This window comes from Hyalangium versicolor (assembly GCF_020103695.1).
Lineage (GTDB): Bacteria > Myxococcota > Myxococcia > Myxococcales > Myxococcaceae > Hyalangium > Hyalangium versicolor.
The window spans coordinates 506,128-530,559 of sequence record NZ_JAHXBF010000004.1 but is presented as its reverse complement, the minus strand read 5'-3'; the positions used below and the strand labels follow the sequence as shown (position 1 = coordinate 530,559).

General features: G+C 66.4%; 21 protein-coding genes. 9 read left to right on the top strand and 12 right to left on the bottom strand.

Annotated elements, in window-relative coordinates:
* The first annotated feature begins 65 nt into the window (after positions 1 to 65).
* Both KY501_RS11475 and KY501_RS11470 read left to right on the top strand, forming a co-directional pair.
* Complete coding sequence (locus KY501_RS11475; protein ID WP_224362901.1) at positions 66 to 539, top strand: iron chaperone; 474 nt, start codon at positions 66 to 68, stop codon at positions 537 to 539.
* Between the two features lie 675 nt (positions 540 to 1,214).
* Positions 1,215 to 2,210, top strand: a complete 996-nt coding sequence (locus tag KY501_RS11470) for a carbohydrate binding domain-containing protein (RefSeq protein WP_224362900.1) — start codon at positions 1,215 to 1,217, stop codon at positions 2,208 to 2,210.
* A gap of 46 nt (positions 2,211 to 2,256) precedes the next feature.
* On the opposite strand, the gene KY501_RS11465 is transcribed toward KY501_RS11470, so the two are convergent.
* Positions 2,257 to 2,913 carry a hydrolase gene (locus tag KY501_RS11465; RefSeq protein ID WP_224362899.1) on the bottom strand — a complete coding sequence of 219 codons (657 nt, stop codon included), beginning with the start codon at positions 2,911 to 2,913 and terminating at the stop codon, positions 2,257 to 2,259.
* Positions 2,914 to 3,052: 139 nt separating this feature from the next.
* Here KY501_RS11465 and KY501_RS11460 point away from each other — a divergent pair, with 139 nt between their 5' ends.
* The 3 genes from KY501_RS11460 (at position 3,053) to KY501_RS11450 (ending at position 5,062) form a co-directional block, all read left to right on the top strand.
* Positions 3,053 to 4,027 (top strand): LysR family transcriptional regulator, encoded by a 975-nt coding sequence (locus KY501_RS11460; RefSeq protein ID WP_224362898.1) that lies wholly within the window; start codon positions 3,053 to 3,055, stop codon positions 4,025 to 4,027.
* A 175-nt stretch (positions 4,028 to 4,202) separates the two neighbouring features.
* The gene (locus KY501_RS11455; protein ID WP_224362897.1) at positions 4,203 to 4,679 is read left to right on the top strand and encodes an acyl-CoA thioesterase; all 477 of its coding nucleotides are present in this window, start codon (positions 4,203 to 4,205) and stop codon (positions 4,677 to 4,679) included.
* A gap of 71 nt (positions 4,680 to 4,750) precedes the next feature.
* Positions 4,751 to 5,062 carry an immunity 26/phosphotriesterase HocA family protein gene (locus KY501_RS11450; protein WP_224362896.1) on the top strand — a complete coding sequence of 104 codons (312 nt, stop codon included), beginning with the start codon at positions 4,751 to 4,753 and terminating at the stop codon, positions 5,060 to 5,062.
* A 162-nt stretch (positions 5,063 to 5,224) separates the two neighbouring features.
* Here KY501_RS11450 and KY501_RS11445 read toward each other — a convergent pair whose 3' ends face one another.
* On the bottom strand, positions 5,225 to 9,817 hold the full coding sequence (locus tag KY501_RS11445) for a phosphorylase family protein (protein WP_224362895.1): 4,593 nt from the start codon (positions 9,815 to 9,817) through the stop codon (positions 5,225 to 5,227).
* Positions 9,818 to 10,180: 363 nt separating this feature from the next.
* Here KY501_RS11445 and KY501_RS11440 point away from each other — a divergent pair, with 363 nt between their 5' ends.
* Positions 10,181 to 10,852 (top strand): hypothetical protein, encoded by a 672-nt coding sequence (locus KY501_RS11440; protein WP_224362894.1) that lies wholly within the window; start codon positions 10,181 to 10,183, stop codon positions 10,850 to 10,852.
* Between the two features lie 129 nt (positions 10,853 to 10,981).
* Here the strand turns inward: KY501_RS11440 and KY501_RS11435 are convergent, their stop codons facing one another.
* The 3 genes from KY501_RS11435 to KY501_RS11425 form a co-directional block, all read right to left on the bottom strand.
* Positions 10,982 to 12,439, bottom strand: coding sequence for a serine/threonine-protein kinase (locus tag KY501_RS11435; RefSeq protein WP_224362893.1), 1,458 nt, complete (start codon positions 12,437 to 12,439; stop codon positions 10,982 to 10,984).
* Between the two features lie 105 nt (positions 12,440 to 12,544).
* On the bottom strand, positions 12,545 to 13,183 hold the full coding sequence (locus KY501_RS11430; protein ID WP_224362892.1) for a glutathione S-transferase family protein: 639 nt from the start codon (positions 13,181 to 13,183) through the stop codon (positions 12,545 to 12,547).
* Positions 13,184 to 13,269: 86 nt separating this feature from the next.
* Positions 13,270 to 14,208: an aminoglycoside phosphotransferase family protein gene (locus tag KY501_RS11425; protein ID WP_224362891.1), complete on the bottom strand. Its 939-nt coding sequence runs from the start codon at positions 14,206 to 14,208 to the stop codon at positions 13,270 to 13,272.
* Positions 14,209 to 14,316: 108 nt separating this feature from the next.
* On the opposite strand from KY501_RS11425, the gene KY501_RS11420 reads away from it, so the two are divergent.
* The gene (locus tag KY501_RS11420) at positions 14,317 to 15,111 is read left to right on the top strand and encodes a hypothetical protein (RefSeq protein WP_224362890.1); all 795 of its coding nucleotides are present in this window, start codon (positions 14,317 to 14,319) and stop codon (positions 15,109 to 15,111) included.
* A gap of 40 nt (positions 15,112 to 15,151) precedes the next feature.
* Here the strand turns inward: KY501_RS11420 and leuB are convergent, their stop codons facing one another.
* From leuB to KY501_RS11390, 6 genes are all read right to left on the bottom strand, one after another.
* Complete coding sequence (gene leuB / locus KY501_RS11415) at positions 15,152 to 16,219, bottom strand: 3-isopropylmalate dehydrogenase (protein ID WP_224362889.1); 1,068 nt, start codon at positions 16,217 to 16,219, stop codon at positions 15,152 to 15,154.
* Positions 16,216 to 16,791: a 3-isopropylmalate dehydratase small subunit gene (gene leuD / locus KY501_RS11410; protein WP_224362888.1), complete on the bottom strand. Its 576-nt coding sequence runs from the start codon at positions 16,789 to 16,791 to the stop codon at positions 16,216 to 16,218. Before leuD ends, leuB begins: the two co-directional genes overlap by 4 nt.
* A 4-nt stretch (positions 16,792 to 16,795) precedes the next feature.
* Positions 16,796 to 18,226, bottom strand: a complete 1,431-nt coding sequence (leuC, locus tag KY501_RS11405) for a 3-isopropylmalate dehydratase large subunit (protein WP_224362887.1) — start codon at positions 18,224 to 18,226, stop codon at positions 16,796 to 16,798.
* A gap of 1 nt (position 18,227) precedes the next feature.
* Complete coding sequence (locus KY501_RS11400) at positions 18,228 to 19,808, bottom strand: 2-isopropylmalate synthase (RefSeq protein ID WP_224362886.1); 1,581 nt, start codon at positions 19,806 to 19,808, stop codon at positions 18,228 to 18,230.
* A 130-nt stretch (positions 19,809 to 19,938) separates the two neighbouring features.
* On the bottom strand, positions 19,939 to 20,100 hold the full coding sequence (locus tag KY501_RS11395) for a hypothetical protein (RefSeq protein ID WP_224362885.1): 162 nt from the start codon (positions 20,098 to 20,100) through the stop codon (positions 19,939 to 19,941).
* 63 nt (positions 20,101 to 20,163) lie between these two features.
* Positions 20,164 to 20,742, bottom strand: coding sequence for a 2'-5' RNA ligase family protein (locus tag KY501_RS11390; RefSeq protein WP_224362884.1), 579 nt, complete (start codon positions 20,740 to 20,742; stop codon positions 20,164 to 20,166).
* A 14-nt stretch (positions 20,743 to 20,756) separates the two neighbouring features.
* Here KY501_RS11390 and KY501_RS11385 point away from each other — a divergent pair, with 14 nt between their 5' ends.
* Positions 20,757 to 23,210 carry a WD40 repeat domain-containing protein gene (locus KY501_RS11385; protein WP_224362883.1) on the top strand — a complete coding sequence of 818 codons (2,454 nt, stop codon included), beginning with the start codon at positions 20,757 to 20,759 and terminating at the stop codon, positions 23,208 to 23,210.
* Between the two features lie 156 nt (positions 23,211 to 23,366).
* The gene (locus KY501_RS11380; RefSeq protein WP_224362882.1) at positions 23,367 to 23,648 is read left to right on the top strand and encodes a toll/interleukin-1 receptor domain-containing protein; all 282 of its coding nucleotides are present in this window, start codon (positions 23,367 to 23,369) and stop codon (positions 23,646 to 23,648) included.
* A 17-nt stretch (positions 23,649 to 23,665) separates the two neighbouring features.
* Here the strand turns inward: KY501_RS11380 and KY501_RS11375 are convergent, their stop codons facing one another.
* Positions 23,666 to 24,418 (bottom strand): enoyl-CoA hydratase, encoded by a 753-nt coding sequence (locus tag KY501_RS11375; RefSeq protein ID WP_224362881.1) that lies wholly within the window; start codon positions 24,416 to 24,418, stop codon positions 23,666 to 23,668.
* Between the last annotated feature and the right edge of the window lie 14 nt (positions 24,419 to 24,432).

Here is a 24,432-nt window from a genome sequence, read left to right as displayed (position 1 = left end):
TGGCTGCCGGATGGCGTACCCTCGCGTCCCGCCATCTCTCATGTGAATCCCGAGGACCGCGCCCCATGAAACGCACCCCCACGAAGCGCCGCGCTCCCGTCTCCAAGGCCGCAAAGAAGGCGTCGGGAAGCGTCATCGACGACTACCTGGCCCAGGTCCCCGAGCCGGCGCGGACGACGCTCGAGAAGCTGCGCCGGACCGTCCAGGCCGCCGCCCCGAAGGCCACGGAGACCCTCAGCTATCAGCTCCCGGCCTTCTCCTATCTCGGACCGCTCGTGGGCTTCCGGGCGACCCCCAAGTTCTGCGCCCTCTATGTCATGAGCGGTACCGTGCTGGAGCCCTTCAAGGACGAGCTGAGTGCTTACGACACCTCCAAGGGGACCATTCGCTTCCCTGTCGACGCGCCCCTGCCGGCGGCCCTGGTGAAGAAGCTTGTCAAGGCGCGCATCGCGGAGAACGAGCAGCTCGCGATGAGCAAGACCCAGGCGCCGAAGTCCGCCAGGAAGACGAAGGGAGCCGCCTCCAAAGCAAGGCGATAGGAGACTCCCAATCCGCCCAAGGAGCAAAGCCATGGCGGGACCCTTGCGGCTTCTCCACAGGAGCCCAGGGGTCATCCCAAAGTGACCCACTTTCGCATATGCGAAAGTGAGCCGTATGACGCGCTGGCCATCGAGAACGTCGAGGAAGCCCTGGCGCTCATCGAGACAGTCGGTCGTCCGGAGCTCAAGGCCTCACTTCATCTCTGTCACGAGCTCAAGGCGGGCAACCGCGACCGGCTGGCCGAGGTGATCGCCGCTGCGGCGCCCCAGCTCGTGCTCGCGAGCATCCATGGGGCCTCGAGGAATGCGGACGCTCCAGGCTGGTCGGAAACGATCCAGCCCCTCGATCGGGGCGATCTCGATGTGCAGAACGCCTACCTGCTTCCGCTGATCCGCGCCGCTTACAGCGGACCTCTGCTTTTGCACACCTACGGAATCGAGAACCCTCCGGAAGAGCATCTCCGCCGCTCCTACGCAGGTGATCCGGAGTCTCCTTCCCATAGGATCTCTGTTCTTCGGCAACTTCTTTCCGGCTCGGCAAGTTGTCCCGGCAACTTCTTGCCGGCCTGGGACGTTGGCTCCTTCTCAAGGGCCCGTTTTCCCTCGACTGCCGCGCTGGCGCACTCCTTGCCCCTCCGGGAATTGTCTCAAGCCACGGTGGGGAGAGGAGTACACATGCGATGCAGTCTTCGAGAGTCCTGCGGCGTGGGCTTGCTGGTGCTGTGCCTGGGGCAAGGCTGTGAAGGAGAGCCCCAACCGCCCGTCATCGGGCCCAACATGGTGAGCAATGGCACCTTCGAGTCCGAGCTGAGCGGATGGTGGAGCTGGACGGACTCGGAGGGAGGCACGGCCAGCACCAGCGCTGAGGCCGCGGACGACGGCCGCGCGGGCCTGGTGCTCTACAAGGGCAAGGATGGCTTCAACTCCATGGTGGGCCAGCCCACGGAAGCCCACGAGGCGTGGCAGACGTATGAGATTCACGCCCGCTTCAAGGGGACGAAAGGGGGGGAGCACCTCACCTTCAGCTTCCACGGTCAAGGCGTCGAGGTGGTGGCCGAGACCCGCTGGCGGACGGTGTCTCGGATGGTGCTCATGCCCGAGCCGGATGACGACCTGAACGCGCGCATCAGCGTCTCCACGGAGGACGCCACCGTCTATGTGGACAACGTCTCCTTCTCGCTGGCGGAGGTGGAGCGAGGCGACGCCGACAAGGTGAAGGACAACCTGCTGCACAACGGCTCCTTCGAGAGCGAGCTGGGCCTGTGGACCTTCTGGACGGACTCCCCGGAGGGAAGGGCCTCCACGACACCGGACGAGCGGAACTCCGGGTACTCGGGGCTCGAGCTGAGGCGAGGCGCGACGGGAAACTTCAGCGTGCTCAAGCAGCCCCTGCCGGATCCGGTACTCGTGCGGGAGCAGTACCGCATCGAGGCTTTTGTCCGGGGCGCCAACGGCGGAGAGAATGTCAGCATCTGCCTGCAGATGGAGCACGAGCCGTGGGAAGGACCGTGCACCTCCGCGACGGCGGCGGGTGAGTGGCAGCGGCTCTCCCAGACGGTGACCATCGACGAAGGGTTGAGCGATGAAGACTTGAGCGTGGTGCTGTCCCTGGGCAGCGAGGGGACGGTCTACGTGGATGACGTGACCGTGGTCCGCACCCGGCGCCGCTAAGAAGACCGAAGTTCCTGCGGCGGGTTCGATTCCCGCCGCGGTGGTCTCACTTCGGCGGGGGCGTGTTGAGGAGCTGCTGCTCCCACACGTAGCTGGTGCCCACCGAGCCCATGTGGTCGATGATCAGTTCGGCCAGGCCCTCCACCGTCGCCGTCCGAGCCCAGTCGCGCTGCAGCTCCGAGGCGAAAACCCCCGTCGTGAGCGGCACCGCCCCCGCCTGCACCATCCGCTGAATCGCCACCTCGTGCGCTTCCACCGACACTCCTCCCGAGGAGTCGGTGACGATGTAGACCTCGTAGCCGTCGCCCAGCGCGTGAATCGTCGGGAACGCCAGGCAGATCTCCGTCCACAGCGCCGCCATCACGATCTTCTTCTTCCCCGTCTTCTTCACCCACTCCACCGCCCGCGCGTCTTCCCACGTGTTGATGAACGTGCGGTTGAGGGGCTTCTGCTCAGGAAACACGTCCTGCAACTGCTTGATGATGTAACCGCCGCGCTCCTCCAACACCGTGGTCAGCAACGTCGGCACCTTGAACAGCTTCGCGGCACGGGCCAGCGCCACCACGTTGTTGACGATGGTCTGTGTGTCGTGGCTGCGCAGACCGGCAAACTGAAACGGCTGATGGTCGATCAGGATCAACACGCAGTTGTCCGGCGTCAGCAGCGCATCCAGGCCGGTCTTCGGGTTACGGGGAGGGTTCAAGGTGTTCTCCAGGGGCAGCAGGAAAAGGCACGGACGCCGCGGTCCGCGCCGGTGGGCTGTTGGAGACGATGATGGATGGCCGGTGCTTCTCGCAGTAGAGGGCCGTCTCCAGCATCACTTTCAACAGGACGTTTAAAGCATGGAGACCCTCGTCACCCTGGAGTCCTTTGTCCGCAGCGCTCAGTCCTCGAGCTTCTCCGCTGCCGCTCGCAAGCTCGGTCTGACGCCCGCCGCCGTGAGCCAGAACGTCGCGCGGCTCGAGGCCCGGCTGGGCGTGCGTCTGTTCCAGCGCAGCACCCGCGCCCTCACCCTCACCGAGCCCGGCGAGCGCTTCCTGCGTGAGGTCAGCGGCAGTCTCGACACCCTCCAAGCCGCCATTGCCAACGTCTCACAGGCTGCCGAGCAACCGGCTGGAGTGCTGAAGGTCAGCATGGCCCCCGCCCTCGGGAGCGGCTACCTCCTGCCTCTGCTCCACGACTTCCTCGCCCGCTATCCCGGCATCGTCCCAGACTGGGACTTCACCAACCAGCCGGTGGATCTCATCAAGGGAGGCTTCGATGCGGCGATTGGCGGTGGCTTCGACCTTGCCTCGGGAGTCGCAGCGCGCGAGCTCGCGCGGGTGCACATCATTGCCGTGGCCTCGCCTTCCTATCTGGCGCGAATCACTCCACCTCAGGAGCCCGCTGACCTCCAGCGCCTCGAGGGCATCCTGCTGCGCTCTCCGCTGACGGGACGCCTCCATTCCAGGACGCTGCGCAACCGCGAGGGAGAGCAGGTCGCCGTCGAGATGCGCCCACGCATGATCCTCAATGACCCCGGCTCCCTCTGTCACTGCGCCCTGATGGGCCTGGGCATCACCCTTGTCTCGACGCTCAGTGCGCTGCCCCACCTGCGCGAGGGAACGTTGGTGCGGCTCCTTCCGGATTGGTACGCCGATGTCGGCCCGATCTCGCTCTACTACCCGGGGCACCGGCAGCTCCCCGCGAAAACGCGTGTGTTCGTGGATTACGTCGTGCGCGAGTTCAAGCGCCAGGACCTGGCCGGCATGTTCGACGCAACCCGCGCCGCCGGTGGCCGGGGGCGCAAGGCCGCCGGAAACAGACGGGCGCTGTAGTGACTCGGCGCCTCACCCACCACGCGTTTGAATGTGGTGCTGAACGCGCTCTCTGATGCGAAGCCCCACCCACGGGGGCGGTGGGCTCCTCTTGCGGCTCGGCGTACAGTGAGGGAACTGTGGGACGGGCTGCGAGCGCACGTCCTCTCTGGGACTCTCTCCGAGGAAGGCCACCATGTCCGAGCTGCTGCTCACGTACCGAGGGGCGGTCTACCCCTGGCACTGCGACCACGTCGGGCACATGAACGTCATGTGGTACGTGGGCAAGTTCGATGAGGCCACGTGGAATCTCTTCGCGATGGGAGGAATCACTCCGGCGTATCTGCGCGAGCAGCATCGCGGCATGGCTGCCGTGCAGCAGAACATCGCCTACAAGCGGGAGCTCAAGGCGGGGGACGTGCTGGTCATCCGCTCGGGAGTGCTGGAGGTTCGGGAGAAGCTCATCCGTTTCTGCCATGAGATGCGCAACGCGGTGACCGACGAGGTGTCCGCCATCACCGTGGTGACGGGCATCCACATGGACACGGATGCTCGCAAAGGCTGCCCGCTCCCCGAGGAGCTGGCGACGCGAGTCCGCACGCTGATCACCTCCTACGCGCCTCCAGAAGAGCTTCTCAGCTCGCTTCGGAGCGGCACGAAGCCCCAGGGCTGAATAGGCAAGGCCGTAGGTTGCCGCCGGAGAGGGGCAGTGTTGAAGGGACTGCTGCCACGGGGGATACTCGAATGCCACGACTCTACAGGCCAGGCTCGTTCTTGAGAGTCCCCCTCGTCGACGGCTCCTTTGGCTATGGCCGAGTGCTGAAGCCGCCGCATGATGCCTATTACGATTACTGCCCGAGCTTCGACACCGCCGGCAATGAGAGAAGCGCGGAGCCGCAAGAGTGTGTCGGGCTGGAGCGCTTGGCCGTTTGGGAGGAGGAGAACGTCGAGGAGCGCCTGCTCGATACCTTCATGGGACGGCCCAACGCCAGAAGGGGGCGTCCGAAAACGGAGTCCATTTCAATCCGTCACCGGGTCACTTACGGATATCCGTAACTCCTCAAGATAAGACTCCGTCTGCGGAATGAACCGCCTCGTCCGAGAAACGAGACACCCTCTCTTCGCACATCCCTGGTTGCAGCTCGCGAGGCGCTGAGATGGGGAGCGGCGGGTGAGGGCGGCTCGTGAACCCCGCGTTGGCGATGGAGGTACCAGGCGTCAGTCAGCAAGGGGACCGAAGGCTTCGGCGGGGAGGATGCGGAGCTGACCTGTGACTGGATCGGTCCAGCGCCAGCCCACCCAGCGCCAGGCCTCGGAGGATGCGTGGAGGATGCGTCCATGGACTTCGTCCAATGATGCGATCTGCCCCTCCGGGAGGAGATGACCAGACCAGAGGCATTGGCCCGAGGTGGCATCCCACACCTTGAGCGACTTGTCATTGGAGCCCGACAGCAGGCGCCGTCCGTCCGGACTCCAGGCGCACGCTTTCACTTCAGAGGAGTGTCCAGAGAGAGTGAGCAGGCACTGACCGCTGTCTGCGTCCCAGACCTTGAGAGAAGAGTCCCTGGAGGCCGAAAGCAGGCGCCGTCCGTCCGGGCTCCACGCGCACCCGTACACGACGGAGGAGTGTCCCGAGAGGGTGAGCAGGCACTGCCCGCTGCCAGCGTCCCAGAGCTTGAGCGACTGGTCATAGGAGGCCGACAGCAGGCGCTGTCCGTCTGGACTCCACGCGCATGCGGCCACAGGGCCATGGTGTCCCGAGAGGGTGAGCAGGCACTGCCCGCTGTCTGCGTCCCAGAGCTTGAGCGACTTGTCACCGGAGGCCGAAAGCAGGCGCCGTCCGTCTGGACTCCACGCGCACGCGCTCATCAAGCGGGAATGTCCCGAGAGGGTGAGCAGGCATTCGCCGCTGTCTGCGTTCCAGAGCTTGAGCGACTTGTCATCGGAGGCCGAAAGCAGGCGCCGTCCGTCCGGACTCCAGGCGCACGCGGTCACTCCGAAGGAATGTCCAGAGAGGGTGAGCAGGCACTGCCCGCTGTCTGCGTCCCAGACCTTGAGCGAAGAGTCCACGGAGGCCGAAAGCAGGCGCCGTCCGTCCGGACTCCACGCGCACGCGCTCACCGAGCGGGAATGTCCAGAGAAGGTGAGTAGGCACTCACCGTTGGCTGCGTCCCAGACCTTGAGCGAAGCGTCATGGGAGGCCGAAAGCAGGCGCCGCCCGTCCGGACTCCACGCGCACGCGCTCACCGAGCGGGAAAGTCCTGCGAGGGTGAGCAGGCACTGCCCGCTGTCTGCGTCCCAGACCTTGAGCGAAGAGTCCACGGAGGCCGAAAGCAGGCGCCGTCCGTCTGGGCTCCACGCGCACGCGCTCATCCAGGAGGAACGTCCCGAGAGGGTGAGCAGGCACTGCCCGCTGTCCGCGTCCCAGACCTTGAGAGAAGAGTCCCTGGAGGCCGAAAGCAGGCGCCGTCCGTCCGGGCTCCACGCGCACCCGTACACGACGGAGGAGTGTCCCGAGAGGGTGAGGAGGCACTGCCCGCTGTCTGCGTCCCAGACCTTGAGCGAAGTATCGTGAGAGGCCGACAGCAACCGTTGTCCGTCCGGACTCCACGCGCACGCGCTCACCATCGAGAGATGTCCCGAGAGGGTGAGGAGGCACTGCCCGCTGTCTGCGTCCCAGACCTTGAGCGACTTGTCATGGGAGGCCGAAAGCAGGCGCCGTCCGTCCGGACTCCACGCGCACGCGCTCGTCCAGGAGGAATGTCCCGAGAGGGTGAGGAGGCACTTCCCGCTGCCTGCGTCCCAGACCTTGAGCGACTCGTCATGGGAGGCCGACAGCAGGCGTTGTCCGTCCGGACTCCACGCGCACGCGTACACGACGGAGCAATGTCCCGAGAGGGTGAGCAGGCACTCCCCGTTGGCTGCGTCCCACACCTTGAGCGAAGCGTCCACGGAGGCCGACAGCAGGCGCCGTCCGTGGGGACTCCATGCGCACGCGGTCACTTCGGAGGAATGTCCTGAGAGGGTGAGGAGGCACTGCCCGCTGTCTGCGTCCCAGGCCTTGAGCGACTGGTCATCAGAGGCCGAAAGCAGGCGCCGTCCGTCGGGACTCCACGCGCACGCGGTCACGCCGGAGGAATGTCCTGAGAGGGTCGTCAGGACTGCAGTGGCTGTTTCGAGAAGGGGACGGCTCTGCCGGTTATTGACGGTGCTGGCGTGGCGCTCCCAGTCTTCTGGCAGGGAGGTTGCCGTCAGCCCCACCTGGATCCACTGGCAGTCGTCGAGCTGCGCTCCCTGGAGCTGAGTGCCTTCCAGCGAGCCTCTCCGCCACCGGAGTCCACGGAAATCAACCCCCGGAGCACGCGCACGGGGAGCGCTTACGTTCAAGAACAGCGCCTGCCGCGCCTGCATGGCCGTGAGGTCCGCGTCCGCGAGCTCCACGTGCTCGAGCCGCGCACGGTTGAGCCGCACGTGGGAGAGATCAGCCCCGCGCAGGTCCAGCGGTTGGGTGGGGCTCTGGCCTCGGAGGGTCCGTTCCTCCAGGTTGGCTCCGGCGAGCTTCGCCCGAGCGGGCGTCGGCACCGGGTACTCCCGTTCAAGCGCGAGCAGCCAGTATTCGAACGCGAGCAGTGTGGCCTGGAGGTTCTCGCCGCCGAGAAGGGTCTCCATGGAGCGCAGGGCCACCGTGGATGGCGCCTGAAGGGCCAGGAGCTGGCCGAGGAAGTCCAGCGTCTCCTGGGAGACCCTCGGCAGGTCCCATCGATCCAGCCTGCCCTCACGGAGCGCGCGCTCCAGATAGGCGGCGAGGAAGTACTCCTGCAGAGGAGTATGGGTGAAGCGCAAGGACCTGGCGGTGTGGAGAGCCTCTTCGAGCACAGCGCGATCCATGTTCGCGTATGCCGACACGAGGGCCGGGTTCGCGGCGATGTAGTCATCGAGCCAGACTTCGAGCCGCTCTGGCTCCCACTGTTTGCTGCCCTCCTTCCAGAGCGCGGCGGCAAGGTCTTCCATGAGGCGGCGTTTGTGGACAGGGTCAAGCAGGTGTCGCGTGGTCTCCTGACGGAGCCAGGATTGGATGAAGAGCTCATACAGCCGCGCGGCGTTCACCTTTTCGCCTCGAGCCTGGAGCGCCTCCCACTGTCCGAGCTGACTGCTGATGAGGAAGAGCAGGTAAGGACGCTGCGCTAGGTCCTGAAGCTCAGGGATGGAGCTCATGACGTCGAATGCCTCAATCCCTCTCTTCGAATCCCCCAGGAATGAAGCCAGATAACCTTGGATCTGCTCTTGGGTGAACGGATGGAGGCAGAGGGCGGAAAACCCATGGCCAGGCCGGCTGGATCGGCGCTCATGAGCAACCAGCGCTCTCGGGTCGAATGCTTCCCAAAAGTGATACGAGAGGCAAGAGATGAGGACCTTGCCCTGGCGCTTCCGAGAAGGCCGGGATCTCTCCTTCCAGGGAACCACGGGTAGCGCATCCCAGAGTGTACGGATGAAGGTGACGGCACGAGTCCGATCGAGGTGGACGGTCTTCTCGTCCAGGCCATCAAAGAGGATGATCGCTCCCTCTTCTTGGACGAGGCGCAGGATGTCTCGAGGAGTGAGCGTGCCGTGCGGTGGCTTCCAGCGCCGCTGGATGACCTCGGCGAGGAGTTGCTCGATGGTGGGGACGCTGTCCCGGCTCGCACCCACGCAGTCCCGGAGATCCACGTAGATGGGAAACGGCAACTCGGGTCGGGACTGACGTTTTGCTCGCAGGTCTCGGGTGAACTGCTTCAGTGTGGTGGTCTTGCCGATGCCATACTCCCCCAGCAGCATGAAGAATGATGGCGTTCTGGGGTGGGTGGCCCAGGCTTCGAGCGCTTCGAGAGCGTCGCAGTCTTGGCGGTTGTTCATCGCCTCGAGGCCGTCCGTGTCGGGCACTGTCAGATCCCCCAGCGTGAACCCAGTGCCCCGGCTTCGCTGAAAGTGAGCGGTCTCTTCGGGGAGCGGAATCAGATCGATGATGTCCTCGGCGCCGCGGGCCTCGGGTTTGCCCGGAGCAGGAGCGTCCGCTTGTCCAAGGTCGAGCCCGTGCGCGATGAAGTCCGCCATGACTGTCGCAGCGGCTCGCGAGGCGAACTCGTGGAACGCGTCGTCCTTCAGTTCATCTCCGAAGTCCGAGATGCCCCGGATGACCAGCCACGGCGTGTCCGCATTCCTGCAAGCGGTGGCGAACCCGGCGGCCTCCATCTCTCTGACTTCAACCTTGCGGTGAGGGTCGCGGCGGATCTCCAGCAGCTTGCTCGGGTCTCGCAGCAGTGGGTTCCCTCTGGCGACCTGGGTCTTGCAGGTGATCGAGGACGCTACGTCTCTCCTCCACTCTTTCTCCCGACCTTCAGGCGGTGGAGGAAAGGTTCCCATGATGCGCGCGAACAGCCTCGCCAGGCGCTCGGGAGAGGGGCGGTAGTGGAATGCATCCTGGCTGTGCTCCGAGAAGACCACCTCGCCGATGCGCACCTTGCCCCGGAGCCCCGCCGCGATGCCCATGAGCAACACCACGCGCGGGTGGCAGCGTTCGATCATCTGCGCGGTGAAGGCCGCCGCATCCGAGTTCCCTGCCGTGTCGATTGCCGCGAGCACGACGGTGTAATCGCGTCCACACAGCTCCGAGTGCACCGTGCCGCGGTAGTAGATGGGGTCGTTGAAGCGCTCCTTCGGCATCCGCTTCAAGGCCCCGAGTGCCTCCTTCGCGGCGTCGAACTCCGGAGCGATCACCGTGAGGATGCCAATATCGACGGGCTCACGAGCAGGAGGTGGGCGGTCGGCGGACATGCGCGGCATTCTGAATCATGCCGGTAGAGACGGGGAAGGATCGATGGGGCCTCCCTCGGCCCAATCCCACCAGCCAGGCAGGAAAACTCCGGAGGTCACTTACGGATATCCGTAACAGGGTCGTTTACGGAGGCCCGCCAGCGGGTCACTTACGGATATCCGTAACTCCTCAGGATGAGGCACCGTCCACGGAATGAGACTCCACCGTCCACGGAATGAGACTCTCTTCTCGGGTGTCAGCCTTCGTCTCAGAGAGAGCAGGCCTTGGCCTGGTTGCTGCAGCGCGCTCCCCCGCCGTGGGTTGCAGCGGAGGTTCCGCTGAGGGCCTGCGGCATCACACTCTCATGGAGGCAAGGTAGCGCTATGCAGTCGGACAACAATTCATCCACACTCGAGGAGACCCTCATCCAGGTGCGCGACGCCCTGCGCCTGCTCGGCGTGGACGTGAACAAGAACCATTACCGCATCGGCCAGTACTACAACCTCGTCATCGACAAGAAGATGGCGGTGATGGGCGGGTACAAGAGCGCCCAAGAGTTCTTCAGCAAGGAGGTGAAGGAGATCTCCCAGACGGTGCTCAGCACGTGCGGCACCGTAGCCAAGGCCTTCAGCCCGCAGGCGGGGGCGCGTCACAGCGTGTACCACCTGTACGCCCTGATCACCTACGGCAAGGCCGCCGGGCTCTCGCTCTCGAACGAGGAGCCGGGGCCCACGCCCATCGAGGTGCCGAAGGCGGATGGCACCGTCGAAAAGAAGCCCTTCTCCGAGTGCACGGTGGAGGAGCTGAAGGAGGCCACCAGGCATCTGCGAATCAAGGCCCAGCCGCCGCTGCCGGAGGAGGTCCTGGCTCGTCTCCAGAGCCTGCGTGACAGCATCCTCGCCAGCTTCCCAGAGGACTCCACACACACGCGCGTCACCTCGCGCCTCATCGATGACCAGACGCACTTCACCATCAAGGACGTGCTCCTGGAGGACGCGCAGGTGCTGCTCGAAGCGCTGATGGAGGCTGTCACCGCCCTTCGCCCCGCAGCGTAGGGCTGCCCCCGAGCAGGGACTCTCCAGCCAGAGGCACGGCCCTCGGGGCTGGAGGCCCCTGCCTGCGGGGTGGTTCCGTTCACTGCTCCAGCGGTGACCCACTTTCGCATATGCGAAAGTGACCTGTTTCTACGGCTTGGGATTGGGCTCCGAGGTGGAGCGACGGCCGCGGGGCAGGGCGGGCACGTAGCACTTGCCGCGGAACAGTTGACCATTGGCGATAGCAGCCGCGCACTCCTCTGGCTCGATCGGGACCCAGCACGCTCCGTTGAGGGCGACCTGTCGCCTGAGAGGGCATCGCCCCTTGGAATCCGGCTGCGTCTGGCCGGGTATCGGTTCGGGGAGTGATTCTTCGGCCACGGTAGGCAGTGATGGCTCGGGCGCATCCAGGGAGGCCGCAGTGGATACCGTGTCGCCGAGCCCTGCGGTTCCTGCGTCTGACTGGGAGCCTCCTGGTGTGGACGAGAGGGCGGAGAACTGCTGGGAGAGCTGCTCGAGCACGCCCCAACTGGCCCAGAGGGCCACGGCCAGACTTGCGGCAGCTGTAGCCAGAGCCGGCCACATCCACCGCGCTGTCCTTCGTGGATGGACGCTGTCCGCAGGGAGCTTCTGGCCAACGGGGACTTCGGAGAGGGGAGGCTTCACCTCCGGGCTCGGCACTGGAGGAGACGGTTCGGCGGCTGGCACGGCCAAGACGGGGCGGGGACGCGCGAGCCGCTCCATCTCTTCGGCGAACTGCTGCACGGAGCCCCGCTCTTCCGGGCGAACCGAGAGCAGGCGCTGGACCGGAGCGCGCAGCGAAGGCTCCAACTGCGCCAGAGCCTGCGGCAGCTTGACGGACTCCATGCGCCAGAGTCCCTGCGCGTCCTGGAAGGGGTCGGAGAACTGGGGGTACTCGCTGGTGAGCCAGCGGCACGCGGTGACTCCCAGCGCGTATAGGTCATCGGCTGGCCCCGCGCGGTAGCGAGCCGAGCGAGCGCGCAGGTTTTGAAGCTCGAAGAGTCCGGACTCGGGCGAGCGGTAGGCGGGGGTGCCCGGGAAGGCATCCGGAGGCGTCAGCGTCTCGGCCTCCGGGTACAGGCCGGTGCCGAAATCGATCAACATGGCGCGGCCGTCCATGCGGCGAACCAGGATGTTGTCGCCCTTTACGTCCCGGTGCACGGCGCCCTGCGCATGGATGCCCTGGAGGGCACGAGCCAGGTGCGCCAGCATCTGGCTGGCTTGGGACAAGGAGAAAGGCTGCTGGCGAGCCCAGGCATACAGGGGCAGGCCGTCAACCCACTCCATGATGACGTAGGGGAAGAAGTCGCCGCTGGGAGACTGCCACTCACCTTGCTCCCAGAAGCGGGGGATGCTGCCGTTGCGCAGGCGGGAGAGCAGCTCCGCCTCGCGAGCGAAGCGGGGATTGCGAGGAAGCAGGGCCAGCTTGAGCGCCACGGGAGCGGCATGTTCCCTGTCAGCGGGGACGGCCCTGTAGACAACGCCATGGGAGCCTCGGCCCGCCCAGCCTGCGATTCGCCAGCAGCCCAAGAGCGTGCCCACCGGCAGAGCGGCGGGGTGAAGCGAAGACGGAGGAGCACTGGACATACGTGGCAGCCTGCCCCACGACTCGCGGCGACGAAAGGGGAGGGAGGGGCCGAGTAAGCCGGGCCACCTCACGGGGGTTGTAGAGCCAGAGCCATCCCGGCGTCTCTAGCGGGTGTTCACCGCCAATTGAGCGTCGAAGGCTCGCTTGTAGGCGGGCCGCGCTTCGCCGCGGGCGACATAAGCGGCCAGGTTTGGGTATTCGTCCAGAATGCCCGATGCTCTCAACCTGAGCAGCACCGACACCATCATCAAGTCGCCAGCGCTGAACGCACCCTCGAGCCATTCGGCATCGCCCAGGCGAACGGAAAGTGGGCCGAGCCGAGCGCGGACGCGATCCTTGAGCAGAGGCATGCGCTCCGCAGTCCACGGCTTGTCGCCCTCCAGGATCTTGGCGGTGACGAGTTCAAGAATCGGTGGCTCTACCGTGTTGAGCGCGGCAAACATCCATGTGATCGCTCGCGCCCGAGCATTGGCATTGTCCGGCAGCAAGCCCGCATGTCGCTCGGCGATGTGGAACACGATCGCCCCTGTCTCGAACAGCGCGAGATCGCCCTCCTCATAGGTCGGAATCTGACCGAAAGGATGAAGCGCCAGATGCGCGGGTTCCTTCATCGCGCGAAACGAAACAAGGCGAACCTCGTAGGGTTGGCCCACTTCCTCGAGCGCCCAGCGAACGCGCGTATCCCGCGCCAGTCCCTTGCCGCCATCGGGTGAGCGTTCAAAGGCGGTAATGGTGATGGTCATCGAGGGGCTCCTCCTTGGCGCACAGCATCGGCTGCGGAGGCAGACCTTGCAACCGCCCGGCATGTGCTGTGCTCAGGGGGCTACATTCACGAGGTTCGAGGGGGCCTGAGCCGGTCCGCGGCCACAAGATAGGGGTGGGCCTCGGACACCAGCCCGAGTCGCAGCAGAAAGAGCCCACTCGTCACTCGTTCGATGAAGGACCACTCCCAGATTGCCGCGACGTCGCTGCGTCCCGAGACGCGCGCCATCCGCTGCACCCAGGACATCGCGACGGCTCCCGGATCGTTCGCCGCCAGGAGCTCGTCATTCCAGCCACGAAGGGGAATTCCCAGGTCGTGCTCGGGCATCGAGAGCAATCCCTCTGGATCGATCAGCTTGAAGTCCTCGCCGGTGTTCGACAGCACGTTGCTCGGATGCGCGTCGCCGTGAATCAGCACGGCGCGTGACGGGTCGAACGCACGTCGGCGCCGGTCGAGGAAGGTTCGCGCCAGCTCAAGGGTCTCCGCGTGCGGTGAGGGGTCGTTCGTCTCCGGAGGGGCGTCGAGGATCTCCTCGAGAAGGTCCGCCTGATGAAGTCCGTCCGGCAGTCCTGGCACCGCGCTGGCGTTTCCCCAGGCACGCGCGAGGGTGGTGCCGAGCACGTCGACCTGACGCTCCACGGAAAGTCCCCGCCGCTCCAGGGGAGGGCCAAGCTCCTCCAGCAACATGGCCCGATGCTCCCGGTCATGGGCGAGAGCCTCGACGTAGGCGCCGCCCCTCGTGGAAGTCAGGATGGCGAGTTCTCTTTCGAACCCATCCATCCCCCTTCCGTCATGGGGGACGGCGACCTTGAGCACCGCCCTCGTGCCGTCTCTCCTCCGGACCCGCGCGACGAACGCCGCACTCCCGCCATCCAATGGCTCACCCAGCTCGCAGCCGAAGGTCTCTTCCAGTGCTCGCAGACGCTCTGGCAGGGCGCGCTTCCATGCCTCGCCACGCGGACCCAGCTCGCTCAGCCGAGCTTCCGTGGGAGCCGACAGTTTCATGGAGCGAGTTTCCATCACCGTTTCCCAGGCGCAGGTAACAAACCGCGCCGTGTGCGTTTTTGATACCGGCGAGTGTTCGCCTGCTGCCCCTTCTCTCTCGAGGCGCTCATGAAAGTCGCGGTTCTTGTCGGGATGCTGTCACTGTCGCTGGGTCAGAACGGTTCTTCTCCCTCCGCTGGGCGGACGCCTCCCGCGGAAGTCTCCAGGCAGGATGCCGGGACGCTCGTGAATGCCTACGCGACTGCATTGCTCGCGCGGGACGCAGTCACTGTCGAGAGCATTCTCTCTCGCTCCAGCCTGGAGCGAATTCGCGAGGCGGGGGTTCGACGCGGCCTTCCGGATCCGTTGGCCACCTTCATCGAGCGCGAACGGCGCAACCTGGTGGAAGCGCTCGGGGGCGCTGAGTCCCTGCGCACCGGCTTCGAGGTCAGTGCCGTGGAGCCCAGCGCTGACGGGCAGGTCATGGCCGCCTCGCTCGGCTTGAACGGCAGGAGCCTCACGAAGGGGCTGCGGATGACCCAGGAGGACGGAGCGCTCAAGGTCGTCGCGGGGCGCTCCCCGGGCGACAGTCCGCAGATGAGCAGCAACAGCAACTACAAAGTCGCGAACTACACCTCGCTGCCGCGCGACTTCGAGTGTGCCAACTCCCGCTACTACAGCGTCCCGGCCTACGGACTGACGGGAGGGTGGGACTGCTACGACAATCCCATCGGGTGCATCCCGTACACGGACCTGGGGCCGGGCATCACGAAGGCGAGCTGTGTCGATTACAGCTGTGGCTTCCTGTTCGACGGGACGCACTTTGTCTACCAGGGCACCTCCTACTTCTGCGACTACAACACCTGGGGCGAGGACTTCCTCATCCTGTCGGCTGACGCCGCCGGGTGCCACGACGCCTGCTAGCCGTGGCATCCGTGACGGTGGCCGTGAGGGCGCTCCAGCCTCAGGCGCGCTTGCCGAGCCGGGCCAGCACGGCCGCGCCCATCTCCTCGGTCCCAGCAGCGCTTTGACCTGAGGGGAGGAGATCGGCGGAGAGCACGCCCGCGTCAATCGCGGAGGCCACCGCGGCCTCGACGGCTCGCGCCTCCGGTTCGAGCTGGAGCGAGTGACGCAGCAGCATGGCGACACTCAGCAGCGTCCCGTAGGGGTTGGCCACCCCTTTGCCGGCGATGTCCGGCGCGGAGCCGTGAATGGGCTCGTACAACCCACGCCGGTTGTCTCCCAGTGAGGCCGAGGGCAGCATCCCAATCGAGCCCGAGAGCATGGCCGCTTCGTCCGTGAGGATGTCGCCGAACATGTTCTCGGTGACGATGACGTCGAAGTCGGCCGGGCGCTTGATGAGGTGCATGGCGCAGGCGTCCACCAGCAGGTGCTTCAGCTCGATGTCCGGGAACTCGTCGCGGATGACCCGCGTGGTGACTTCACGCCAGAGCCGCGACGTCTCCAGCACGTTGGCCTTGTCCACCGAGGTGAGCCGCTTGCGGCGGCCTCGTGCCAGGGAGGCCGCGGCACGGACCACCCGCACCACCTCCTCCACCGTGTACACACAGGCATCGAAGGCCTGATGCTCTTCCCGGCGCTTCTCTCCGAAGTAGATGCCTCCGGTGAGTTCGCGCACGACCAGCAGGTCCACCCCGCGCAGCACCTCGGGCTTGAGCGAGGAGGCGTCGTAGAGCGCGGGGAAGGGCGCCACCGGCCGCAGGTTGGCGTACAGGCCCATGGCCTTGCGCAGCGCGAGCAGCCCCTGCTCCGGGCGTACCTTCGCGGGCGGATCCCATTTCGGCCCTCCCACCGCGCCCAGCAGCACCGCGTCCGCTCTCTGGCAGAGGGCCAGCGTGTCGGGCGGCAGCGGGGAACCGGTGAGATCGATGGCCACTCCTCCCATGGGGGCCTCGATCAGCTCGAAGGAGTGGCCGAAGCGCTCCGCCACGGCTCGCAGGAGGCGCGCTCCCTGGTTGACGACTTCGGGCCCGATGCCGTCACCCGGAAGCAATGCGATGAGTGCCTTCATGTGCGTGCCTCCTCGAAGCGGGCGATGGCCTCTTCCTGGCCCAGCAGGAACTCCAGCTCATCCACCCCGTTCATCAGGCAGTAGCGAGCGAACGCATCCAGCGGGAACACCGTCGACGTCCCATCCGAGAGCGTCACCGTGCGGTGCTCCAGATCAATGGTCACCTCGGCGCCCGGCTCGGCCAGCAGGCGCTGGTGAAATGCGGCGTTCACCCTCACCGGCAGCAGGCCGTTCTTGATCGAGTTGTTGGAGAAGATGTCCGCGATGGACGAGCTGATGATCGCGCGGAAGCCCCAGTCCGTCAGCGCCCACGGAGCATGCTCGCGCGAGGAGCCACAGCCGAAGTTGTCTCCGGCCACCAGCACCTGGACTCCCTGCGCCTCCGGCTTCTCCAGGATGAAGTCCGCACGGGGCGTGCCATCCGGGTGGTAGCGCCAGTCCGCGAAAGCCCAGCGGCCCAGCCCCTTGCGGTGGGTAATCTTGAGGAACCGGGCGGGGATGATCTGATCGGTATCGATGTTCTGCTGCGCGAGGACGACGGTGCGCGAGTGCAGCGTTCGGAAGGGTTCCATGGACTCACCTCAAGAGTTCGCGGGGATCACTGACCTGGCCGGTGACGGCGGCGGCAGCGGCGGTCAGCGGACTGGCCAGGAAGGTCCGGCTGGACTTGCCCTGCCGTCCTTCGAAGTTGCGGTTGCTGGTGCTCACCACGTACTGGCCGGGCTGGGCCTGGTCTCCATTCATGGCGATGCACATCGAGCAGCCGGGCTCACGCCACTCGGCGCCGGCTCCGCGGAAGATGTCGTGCAGCCCCTCGGCCTCCGCCGCGCGCTTCACGGCCTGCGAGCCGGGCACCACGAGCACCCGGACCCGCGGATCCACCTTCCGTCCGCGGAAGACCTGGGCCGCCGCGCGCAGGTCCGACAGCCGCGAGTTGGTGCAGCTGCCGATGAACACCACGTCGATGGGTTGGCCCAGCAGCCGCTGGCCCGGCTTCAGCCCCATGTAGTTCAGGGCCCGCTCCAGGGAGCCGCGAGCGCTCGCATCCGCCATGTCGTGGGGTGACGGCACTGCGCCGGTGATGGGGATGCCCATGCCGGGGTTCGTGCCGTAGGTGAGCATGGGCTCGAGCGCGCTGGCATCCACCGTCACCGTCGCGTCATAGGTGGCGCCAGGATCCGAGGCCAGGGTCCGCCAGCGAGCCAACGCCTTGTCCCAGGCTTCTCCCTGGGGCGCGCCCGGGCGGCGGGCGAGGTACTCGAAGGTCGTCTCGTCCGGAGCGATGAGGCCCGCGCGGGCGCCGGCCTCGATGGACATGTTGCACACCGTCATGCGCTCTTCCATGGAGAGGCCACGGATGGCGTTGCCGGTGTACTCGATGACGTGGCCCGTGCCGCCGCCCACGCCCATCTTCGCGATGATGCCCAGGATGATGTCCTTGGCGCTCACGCCGGGGCGCAGCTGGCCCTCCACCCGCACCTCCAGCGTCTTCGGCTTGCGCTGCAGCAGGCACTGGGTGGCCAGCACGTGGCCCACCTCGCTGGTGCCGATGCCGAAGGCCAGCGCGCCAAAGGCCCCGTGGGTGCTCGTGTGGCTGTCTCCGCAGACGATGGTGGAGCCCGGCAGTGTCAGGCCGAGCTCCGGCCCGATGACGTGGATGATGCCCTGGTGCTCCGAGCCCAGCTTGTGCAACGGCACGCCGAACTCCTGGCAGTTGGCCTCCAACTGGGAGACCTGCGCCGCCGCCTCCGCGTCCACCATGGGGTAGCGCCCCTGGGCATCCGGCGGGAGCGTCGGGGTGGAGTGGTCCATGGTGGCGACGGTCCGGTCGGTCCGCCGCACCCGCAGGCCGCGCTGGCGCAGCAGGCTGAAGGCTTGCGGTGACGTCACCTCGTGCACCAGGTGGAGATCCACGTAGAGCACGGCGGGTGTGTCGGCGGTCTCCGGCTGGACGATGTGGGAGCGCCAGATCTTCTCGAACAGGTTCTGAGGGGATGAAGGGCTCATGTCACGCGCTCGCTTGCATGGAGGGGACGGCGTGGCTGGAGGTGGGGAGGATGGCCGGGGCTCGAGTCATCCGGTTGAGGGCCTCGACGAAGGCGTGGGCACTGGCGGCGATGATGTCGGTGTTCACCGCCCGGCCCTGGAAGCGGCGAGTGCCGCCTTCCACCTCCAGGGAGACCTGGCCCTGGGCGTCTTCGCCGTCCGTCACGCTCGTGACTTGATAGCTGCACAAGCGGACTTGTTGGCCGGTGATGCGCTCAATGGCCTTGAACACGGCATCCACCGGCCCATCACCACAGGCGGCATCTTGTACCTTGCGCCCATCGGTGTGCGTGAGACAGACCGAGGCGGTGGGCACCGTCCCCTGTCCCGAGACACAGCTGAAGCTCTCCAGCTTCCACGAGGACACTTCCGTCGGGCCGATGTAGCCCTGCACGAGCGCCTCCAGGTCCGCGTCGAAGACCTCCTTCTTGCGATCCGCCAGGTGCTTGAACTCCTCGAACAGCTTGTCGATCTGCTCGGCTTCGAGCTGGTAGCCGAGTTCCGTCATCCGCTGGCGCAGCACGTGCCGGCCGCTGTGCTTGCCCAGCACCAACTGGCTGCCGGGGAAGCCCACGTCCTCGGGGCGCATGATCTCGTAGGTGCCTCGGTGCATGAGCATCCCGTGTTGGTGGATGCCCGCTTCGTGGGCGAAGGCGTTCTGGCCCACGATGGCCTTGTTGCGCTGCACCTGCAGCCCGGTCACGTTCGAGAGCAACCGGCTGGTGGGGTAGAGGCGCTCGGTGCGGATCCGCGTGCGGACTCCGAAGAAGTCATGGCGCGTGCGCAGGGCCATGACCACCTCCTCCAGCGCGCAGTTGCCCGCCCGCTCTCCGATGCCGTTGATGGTGCACTCGACCTGCCGCGCGCCCTCGGCCACCGCAGACAGGCTGTTGGCCACGGCGAGCCCGAGATCATTGTGGCAGTGGACGCTCAGCACGACGTTCTCGATACCTCGCACGTGCTTCCGCAGGTACGCGATCAACGAGGAGTACTGCGAGGGGACGGTGTAGCCCACCGTGTCGGGGATGTTGATGGTGGTGGCTCCCGCTTCAATCACCCGCTCGGCCACCTCGGCGAGGAACTCGGGCTCGGTGCGCGCGGCATCCTCGGCGGAGAACTGCACGTCCTCGAAGCGCTCGCGGGCGTAGCGGACGGCCTCCACCGCGCGCCGGACCACTTCCTGCTGGCTCATCTTCAGCTTGTACTCGCGGTGGAGCGGGCTGGTGGCGAGGAAGCAGTGGAGCCGCCGCCGCTTCGCCGCCCGAAGAGCCTCCCAGGTCCGGTCGATGTCCTCGCGGTTGGCTCGGGCCAGGGCGCACAGCGTGGGGCCTTCGATTCGCTCGGCCACGCTGGCTACCGCCTCGAAGTCTCCCTGGGAGGCGACGGGAAATCCGAGTTCGATGACATCCACTCCGAGATCCCTGAGCGCCAGCGCCACCTGGAGCTTCTGCGCGGTGTTCATGCTGGCTCCTGGTGATTGCTCTCCATCACGCAGGGTGGTGTCGAAGATGATGACGCGATCCTTCGTGCTCTCTGTGCTCATCCGTCCGCCTCGTTTCGGTGTGCTGCGAACTGCGGGTCTGCGGTTGATTGGGAGAGGCCGGAAAAAACAAAAGCCCTGCCGCCGTTTCCGGGGGCAGGGCTTGTCGTTCCAGCCTGGGTGTCATCCAGTCTCAGAACGGTGGCCCGGCCCCGTGCACGAGGAGAAGCAGCGCGCTCGGAAGCACCACGGCCACTAGGCCGACGGTGAACGCGCGCACCTGCACGAATAGGCTCAGGCCCCGGTTCATCACCGGGAAGAGGGCCAGCTCGGACGTGGTGGCAGGGTTCGTCATCGTCGGTTTCGTCAGACTACGGCCATCTTGAGGCAGATCCAAGCCCCCATCCACCAAAATCTCTCAGGACAAGGCTTGAGAGAGCTTCCAGCTATCGAGGATCCGCCAGGGCTCGCCGCGTTCCTGCTCGATCCAGTAGAGCGTTGGGAAGGTGAGTTGGAGGCGGGGCGGCAGTCGGGAGGCGGTCTCGATCGAGTTGCCCTCGGCCTTTGGATTCCTCGGGTGCGCCAGGGTGAGGTGTGGACTCTGACGCCGGATCTCCTTCGAGCCGAGGAGATACTCTCTCAGTTGGCGGAATGAGTCCTCGCCTGCGATGCAATTCAGCAGCAAGCCATGACCCGAGAAGGTCTGGGGTTCACCGAAGCTCAAGGTGAGCGGCCCGAAGGGAATGGCTTTGAGCCTGGCCTGCCATACCGAGACATCGCCGAGCTCATCTTCCCGGCACAGCGTCACGTGCGCTGGGATGAGGCGGTGCTGGACGGGGTCGACGATGGTGCGCACAGCCTCGATGTCCTGGGAGGCATCGCGAGGCACATACAGGCTCAATTGCTGACGCAGTTCGCGCATCTCGAGGACTATAGCCACCGACACGGCACCCCGGGGCGGAGTTGCGGCACGGGAGCCGCTACACTGGGCCTCCATCCACCGAGTATTCCATGACCGACGAACTCCTCTCGCTCACCGATATCCGCACACTCGAGCAGCTTGCTCGCACCCAGGGCGTGGACGCGCTGGATGCCGCGCTGGGCGAGGCGCTTGCACGTCTTCCCGAGCAAGCCCGTGTGACACGGGAGGAAGGACTCACCGTCTCTCCCAGGACGCTGCGGATGATCCGGAGTGCGCTCTCTCTCGACGCCGGGTTCTTGCGCGCCCACCCGGAGGCGCTCTTTCAGTGCCTCTTCAACCGCCTGCGCTGGTTCGACGCGCCCGACGCCGCGGCCTACTTCACACCGAGGGAGCACGCTCCCTGGAGCGCGCCGGATGCGCACCTGCATGTGCTCGCGGAGCACTGGCGCCGTCAGCGCGACGCGCACAACCCTACTCCCTGGCTGGAGGCGCTTCATCCCCTGCGCGGCGGCCTGGAGAGCCGTGAGCAGCACTTTCGCGGGCACCGGGCACATGTCCTGTGCGTGGCTTTCAGTCCTTCGGGCGAGCGTCTGGCCTCGGGCTCGTGGGATGACGGCAACAACCTGCGCATCTGGGACGTCGCCACCGGGGCGTGCACCCAGGTGCTCCCAGGCCACGAGTGCGAGATCCTCGACGTGGCCTGGAGTCCGGATGGGAAGCTTCTGGCCACGGGCTCGCGCTCCCATGACGTGCGCCTCTGGGATGCGACGACGGGGGCGCTCCTGCACGAGCTTCCGGGCCAGGAAGGCCGCGTGACGTCGTTGGCCTTCAGCCCGAATGGCCGCCTCCTCGCCGCGGGAAATCTCGGCTGGATGGTACGGCTGATAGAGGTGGCCTCGGGCGCGGTGTTGCGGGAGCTGACGGGGCATGAGCAGTCCGTGCTATGCGTGGCCTTTCATCCCTCCGGCCACTTTCTGGCCACCGGGGCTTCCGATGGCACGGCCCGTATCTGGAACGTGGAGACCGGCGAGCAGGTGGCGCGCATCGAGGCCGGGCCGCAGGTGCCGTCGCTGGCCTTCAGTCCGGACGGTGCGTGGCTCGCGCTGGGGGGCTACGACGGCATTCCCCTCGTCGAGACGCAGGGGTGGACGCGCGTGCGCACGCTGGGCGGTGCGCGGCCCTACTCGCAGGTCGCGTGGATGGGCAACGAGAGGCTTGGCGCGTTGTCGTATGACCGGCTCGTGGTGCTGGACACGCGGAGCGGGGAGATCTCCCGCTCTCGCCCCCAGGAATCCGACGGTCACGAGCGCCGCGTGGCCTTTCATCCTGACGGACAGCGCTTCGCCCTCACCGCGGTCGACGGCGTAGTGCGTGTGATCGACATCGCCTCCGAGCCCCCACCCGAGCCACTCCCCGAGCTGGCCCGGGTGAGGGATTTCTGGGCCTCGCCCGAGGCGGGCGTTGCAGTGATCCCAGCCGCAGGCGTCACCTTCATCCTGGGCAGGAGTGGCCAGATGCGGCAGATGACACTGGAGCCGCATGCAATGCCTGGACAGCCTTGGGCGGCGAGTCCGGATGGAAAGCTGCTGGCGTATCCCGCTCGTGCCTACGAGGAGGACGGTCCCCGGGAGCTCGTCGCTCTGCTCGACGGGGAGACGCTCTCCTCGCTGCGGACGCTGTCGGTGGAGCCAGGCCCTTCCGAGGGTGGGAGCCGCTTCGGGCCCCAGGAACGGCTGGTGGCCCTCTCCCCTGATCGGACGTCTGTCGCGGCAGTCGTGGAGGAGGGCGTGGTGCGGTTGTGGCGCATCGCGGACGGCACGTTGCTCCACACGCTGCGCGGTCATGCAGGCTCCATCAGCCTGCTGTGCTTCACGCCTGACGGAGCGTACGTGGTGTCCGGCTGTGCTTCGAGCTCGCGGTTGCTGCTGCATGACACGCGGAGCGGAGCGATTGCCGTCGACACCCCAGCCGTGTTGGAGCTCACGGTGGCGTATGCGGCAGCGTCACGGGCGCCGTGCATCGCGGTGGGCCGCGACTCGGGGGAGCTGGAGCTCATCGAGCTGGCGACGGCCTCACGGCGGCTCGTGCGGGTGGCGGAGGCGGAAGTGGTCGCAGTGGGCCTCTCCGAGGATGGCGCGCTCGCCGCCGCCTGCGGGAGTGATGGCGGGGTTCGTCTCATCGACACACGGACGGGAGTGATCCTCCACGAACTCCCGCACCCGGCGAATCCCTTCAATGTGGCCGTGGGGGACGGAGTGGTGATCACCCAAGCCGACGACGGGCACGGACGCTTCTTCTCGAGCTCCACGGGGGCCCTGCTCGCGGACGTGCCGGGTTTCGTGGATCCGGATGAGGTCGTGCACCAGGAGCACTGGATGGTGCTCGGGGAGGAGGAACTCGCCATCTACCGGAGGCAGGAGCTTGCCCCGAGCCTCTTCTTCCATGACGCGATGGAGCAGGTCTTCATCCTGCGAGGCGGGCTGGTGGTGGGGCGCGGGCGGAACGAGAAGGATGCCCTGTACGTCCTGCGGATTCACGGATAGAGCCGCACCTGAGCCCGAGGCAGTGCCCCTGTCGGGCGAGACCACTGCCAACTGGTATGCTTGTCATACCCGTTCGCAACAAGTGCGGCCGACAAGGAGGCTTTCCCTCCGAGCCAGCTCCCTCACAAGAGGACCGCACACTCCCGTGAGACCCCCATGAAGAGGCAGATCTTCATCGCGCACGCTCCCCGCGAGGAGGCCCTGGCCGAGGAGGTGGCCAGACCTCTCGAGGAGGCGGGTTACGAGGTCATTCATCACAACACGCTGACGGTGGGTGATTCCACCCTGGCGCGTCAGCTCTCGGGACACAGCGTCAAGCTGTTGCCCGTGATCCTGACTGGGGGAACACCTCCCGCCATCCTGGCGGACTATCGCTATGCGGACCTGGGCAAGGATTGGAACAAGGGCGTCGCCGAGCTGCTGCGCGCCATCCAGTGAGGTGACTGCTGGGGCACCTACTTGCTCTTGCGGTTCATGAAGGCCAGGAAGGCCTCGCGCGCCTCATCCGAGTTGAGGCGCTTGATGAACTCGGCGCCCTCGCGGCGCAGCGTGGCGTTCACCTCGGCACGCAACGGCTCGCGCAGCAGCCTCTTGGTCACCTTGAGCGCCTCCGCGGGCTTGGCGGCCAGCGTCTTGGCGCGCTCGGTGGCCACCTCCAGCAACTGGGCGTCCGGCACCACGCGCGAGACGAAGCCCGCCCGCTGGGCCGTGGCCGCGTCGAACGGATCGCCGAACATGAGCAGCTCCGAGGCCAACGTCATCCCCGCGTTGCGCGGCAGCAGCAGGCTGGAGGCTCCCTCGGGGCACACGCCCAGGTTGATGAAGGGCATTACGAAGCGCGCCCGCTCGCTGGCCACCACGTAGTCACAGTGCAGCAGCATCGTCGTGCCGATGCCCACCGCCGCCCCGTCCACCGCCGCCACCACCGGCTTCTCGTAGTTCACCAGCGTCCGCAGGAAGCGGAACACCGCGCTGTCCTCCCCCGCGGGCGGCCGCTCCAGGAAGTCGCCAATGTCATTGCCCGCCGTGAAGGTCCCCCCAGCACCGGTGAGCAGCACCACGCGCACCGCCGGATCCATGCCCGCCGCCAGCAGGGCCTCCGTGGTGGCCTCGTACATGGCGTGGGTGAAGGCGTTCTTCTTCTGGGGACGGTGGAAGGTGAGGGTGCGTACGCCCTCGGCATCTTGCGTCAGCAGGGTCTCGGACATGGCCGCGCAGCCTA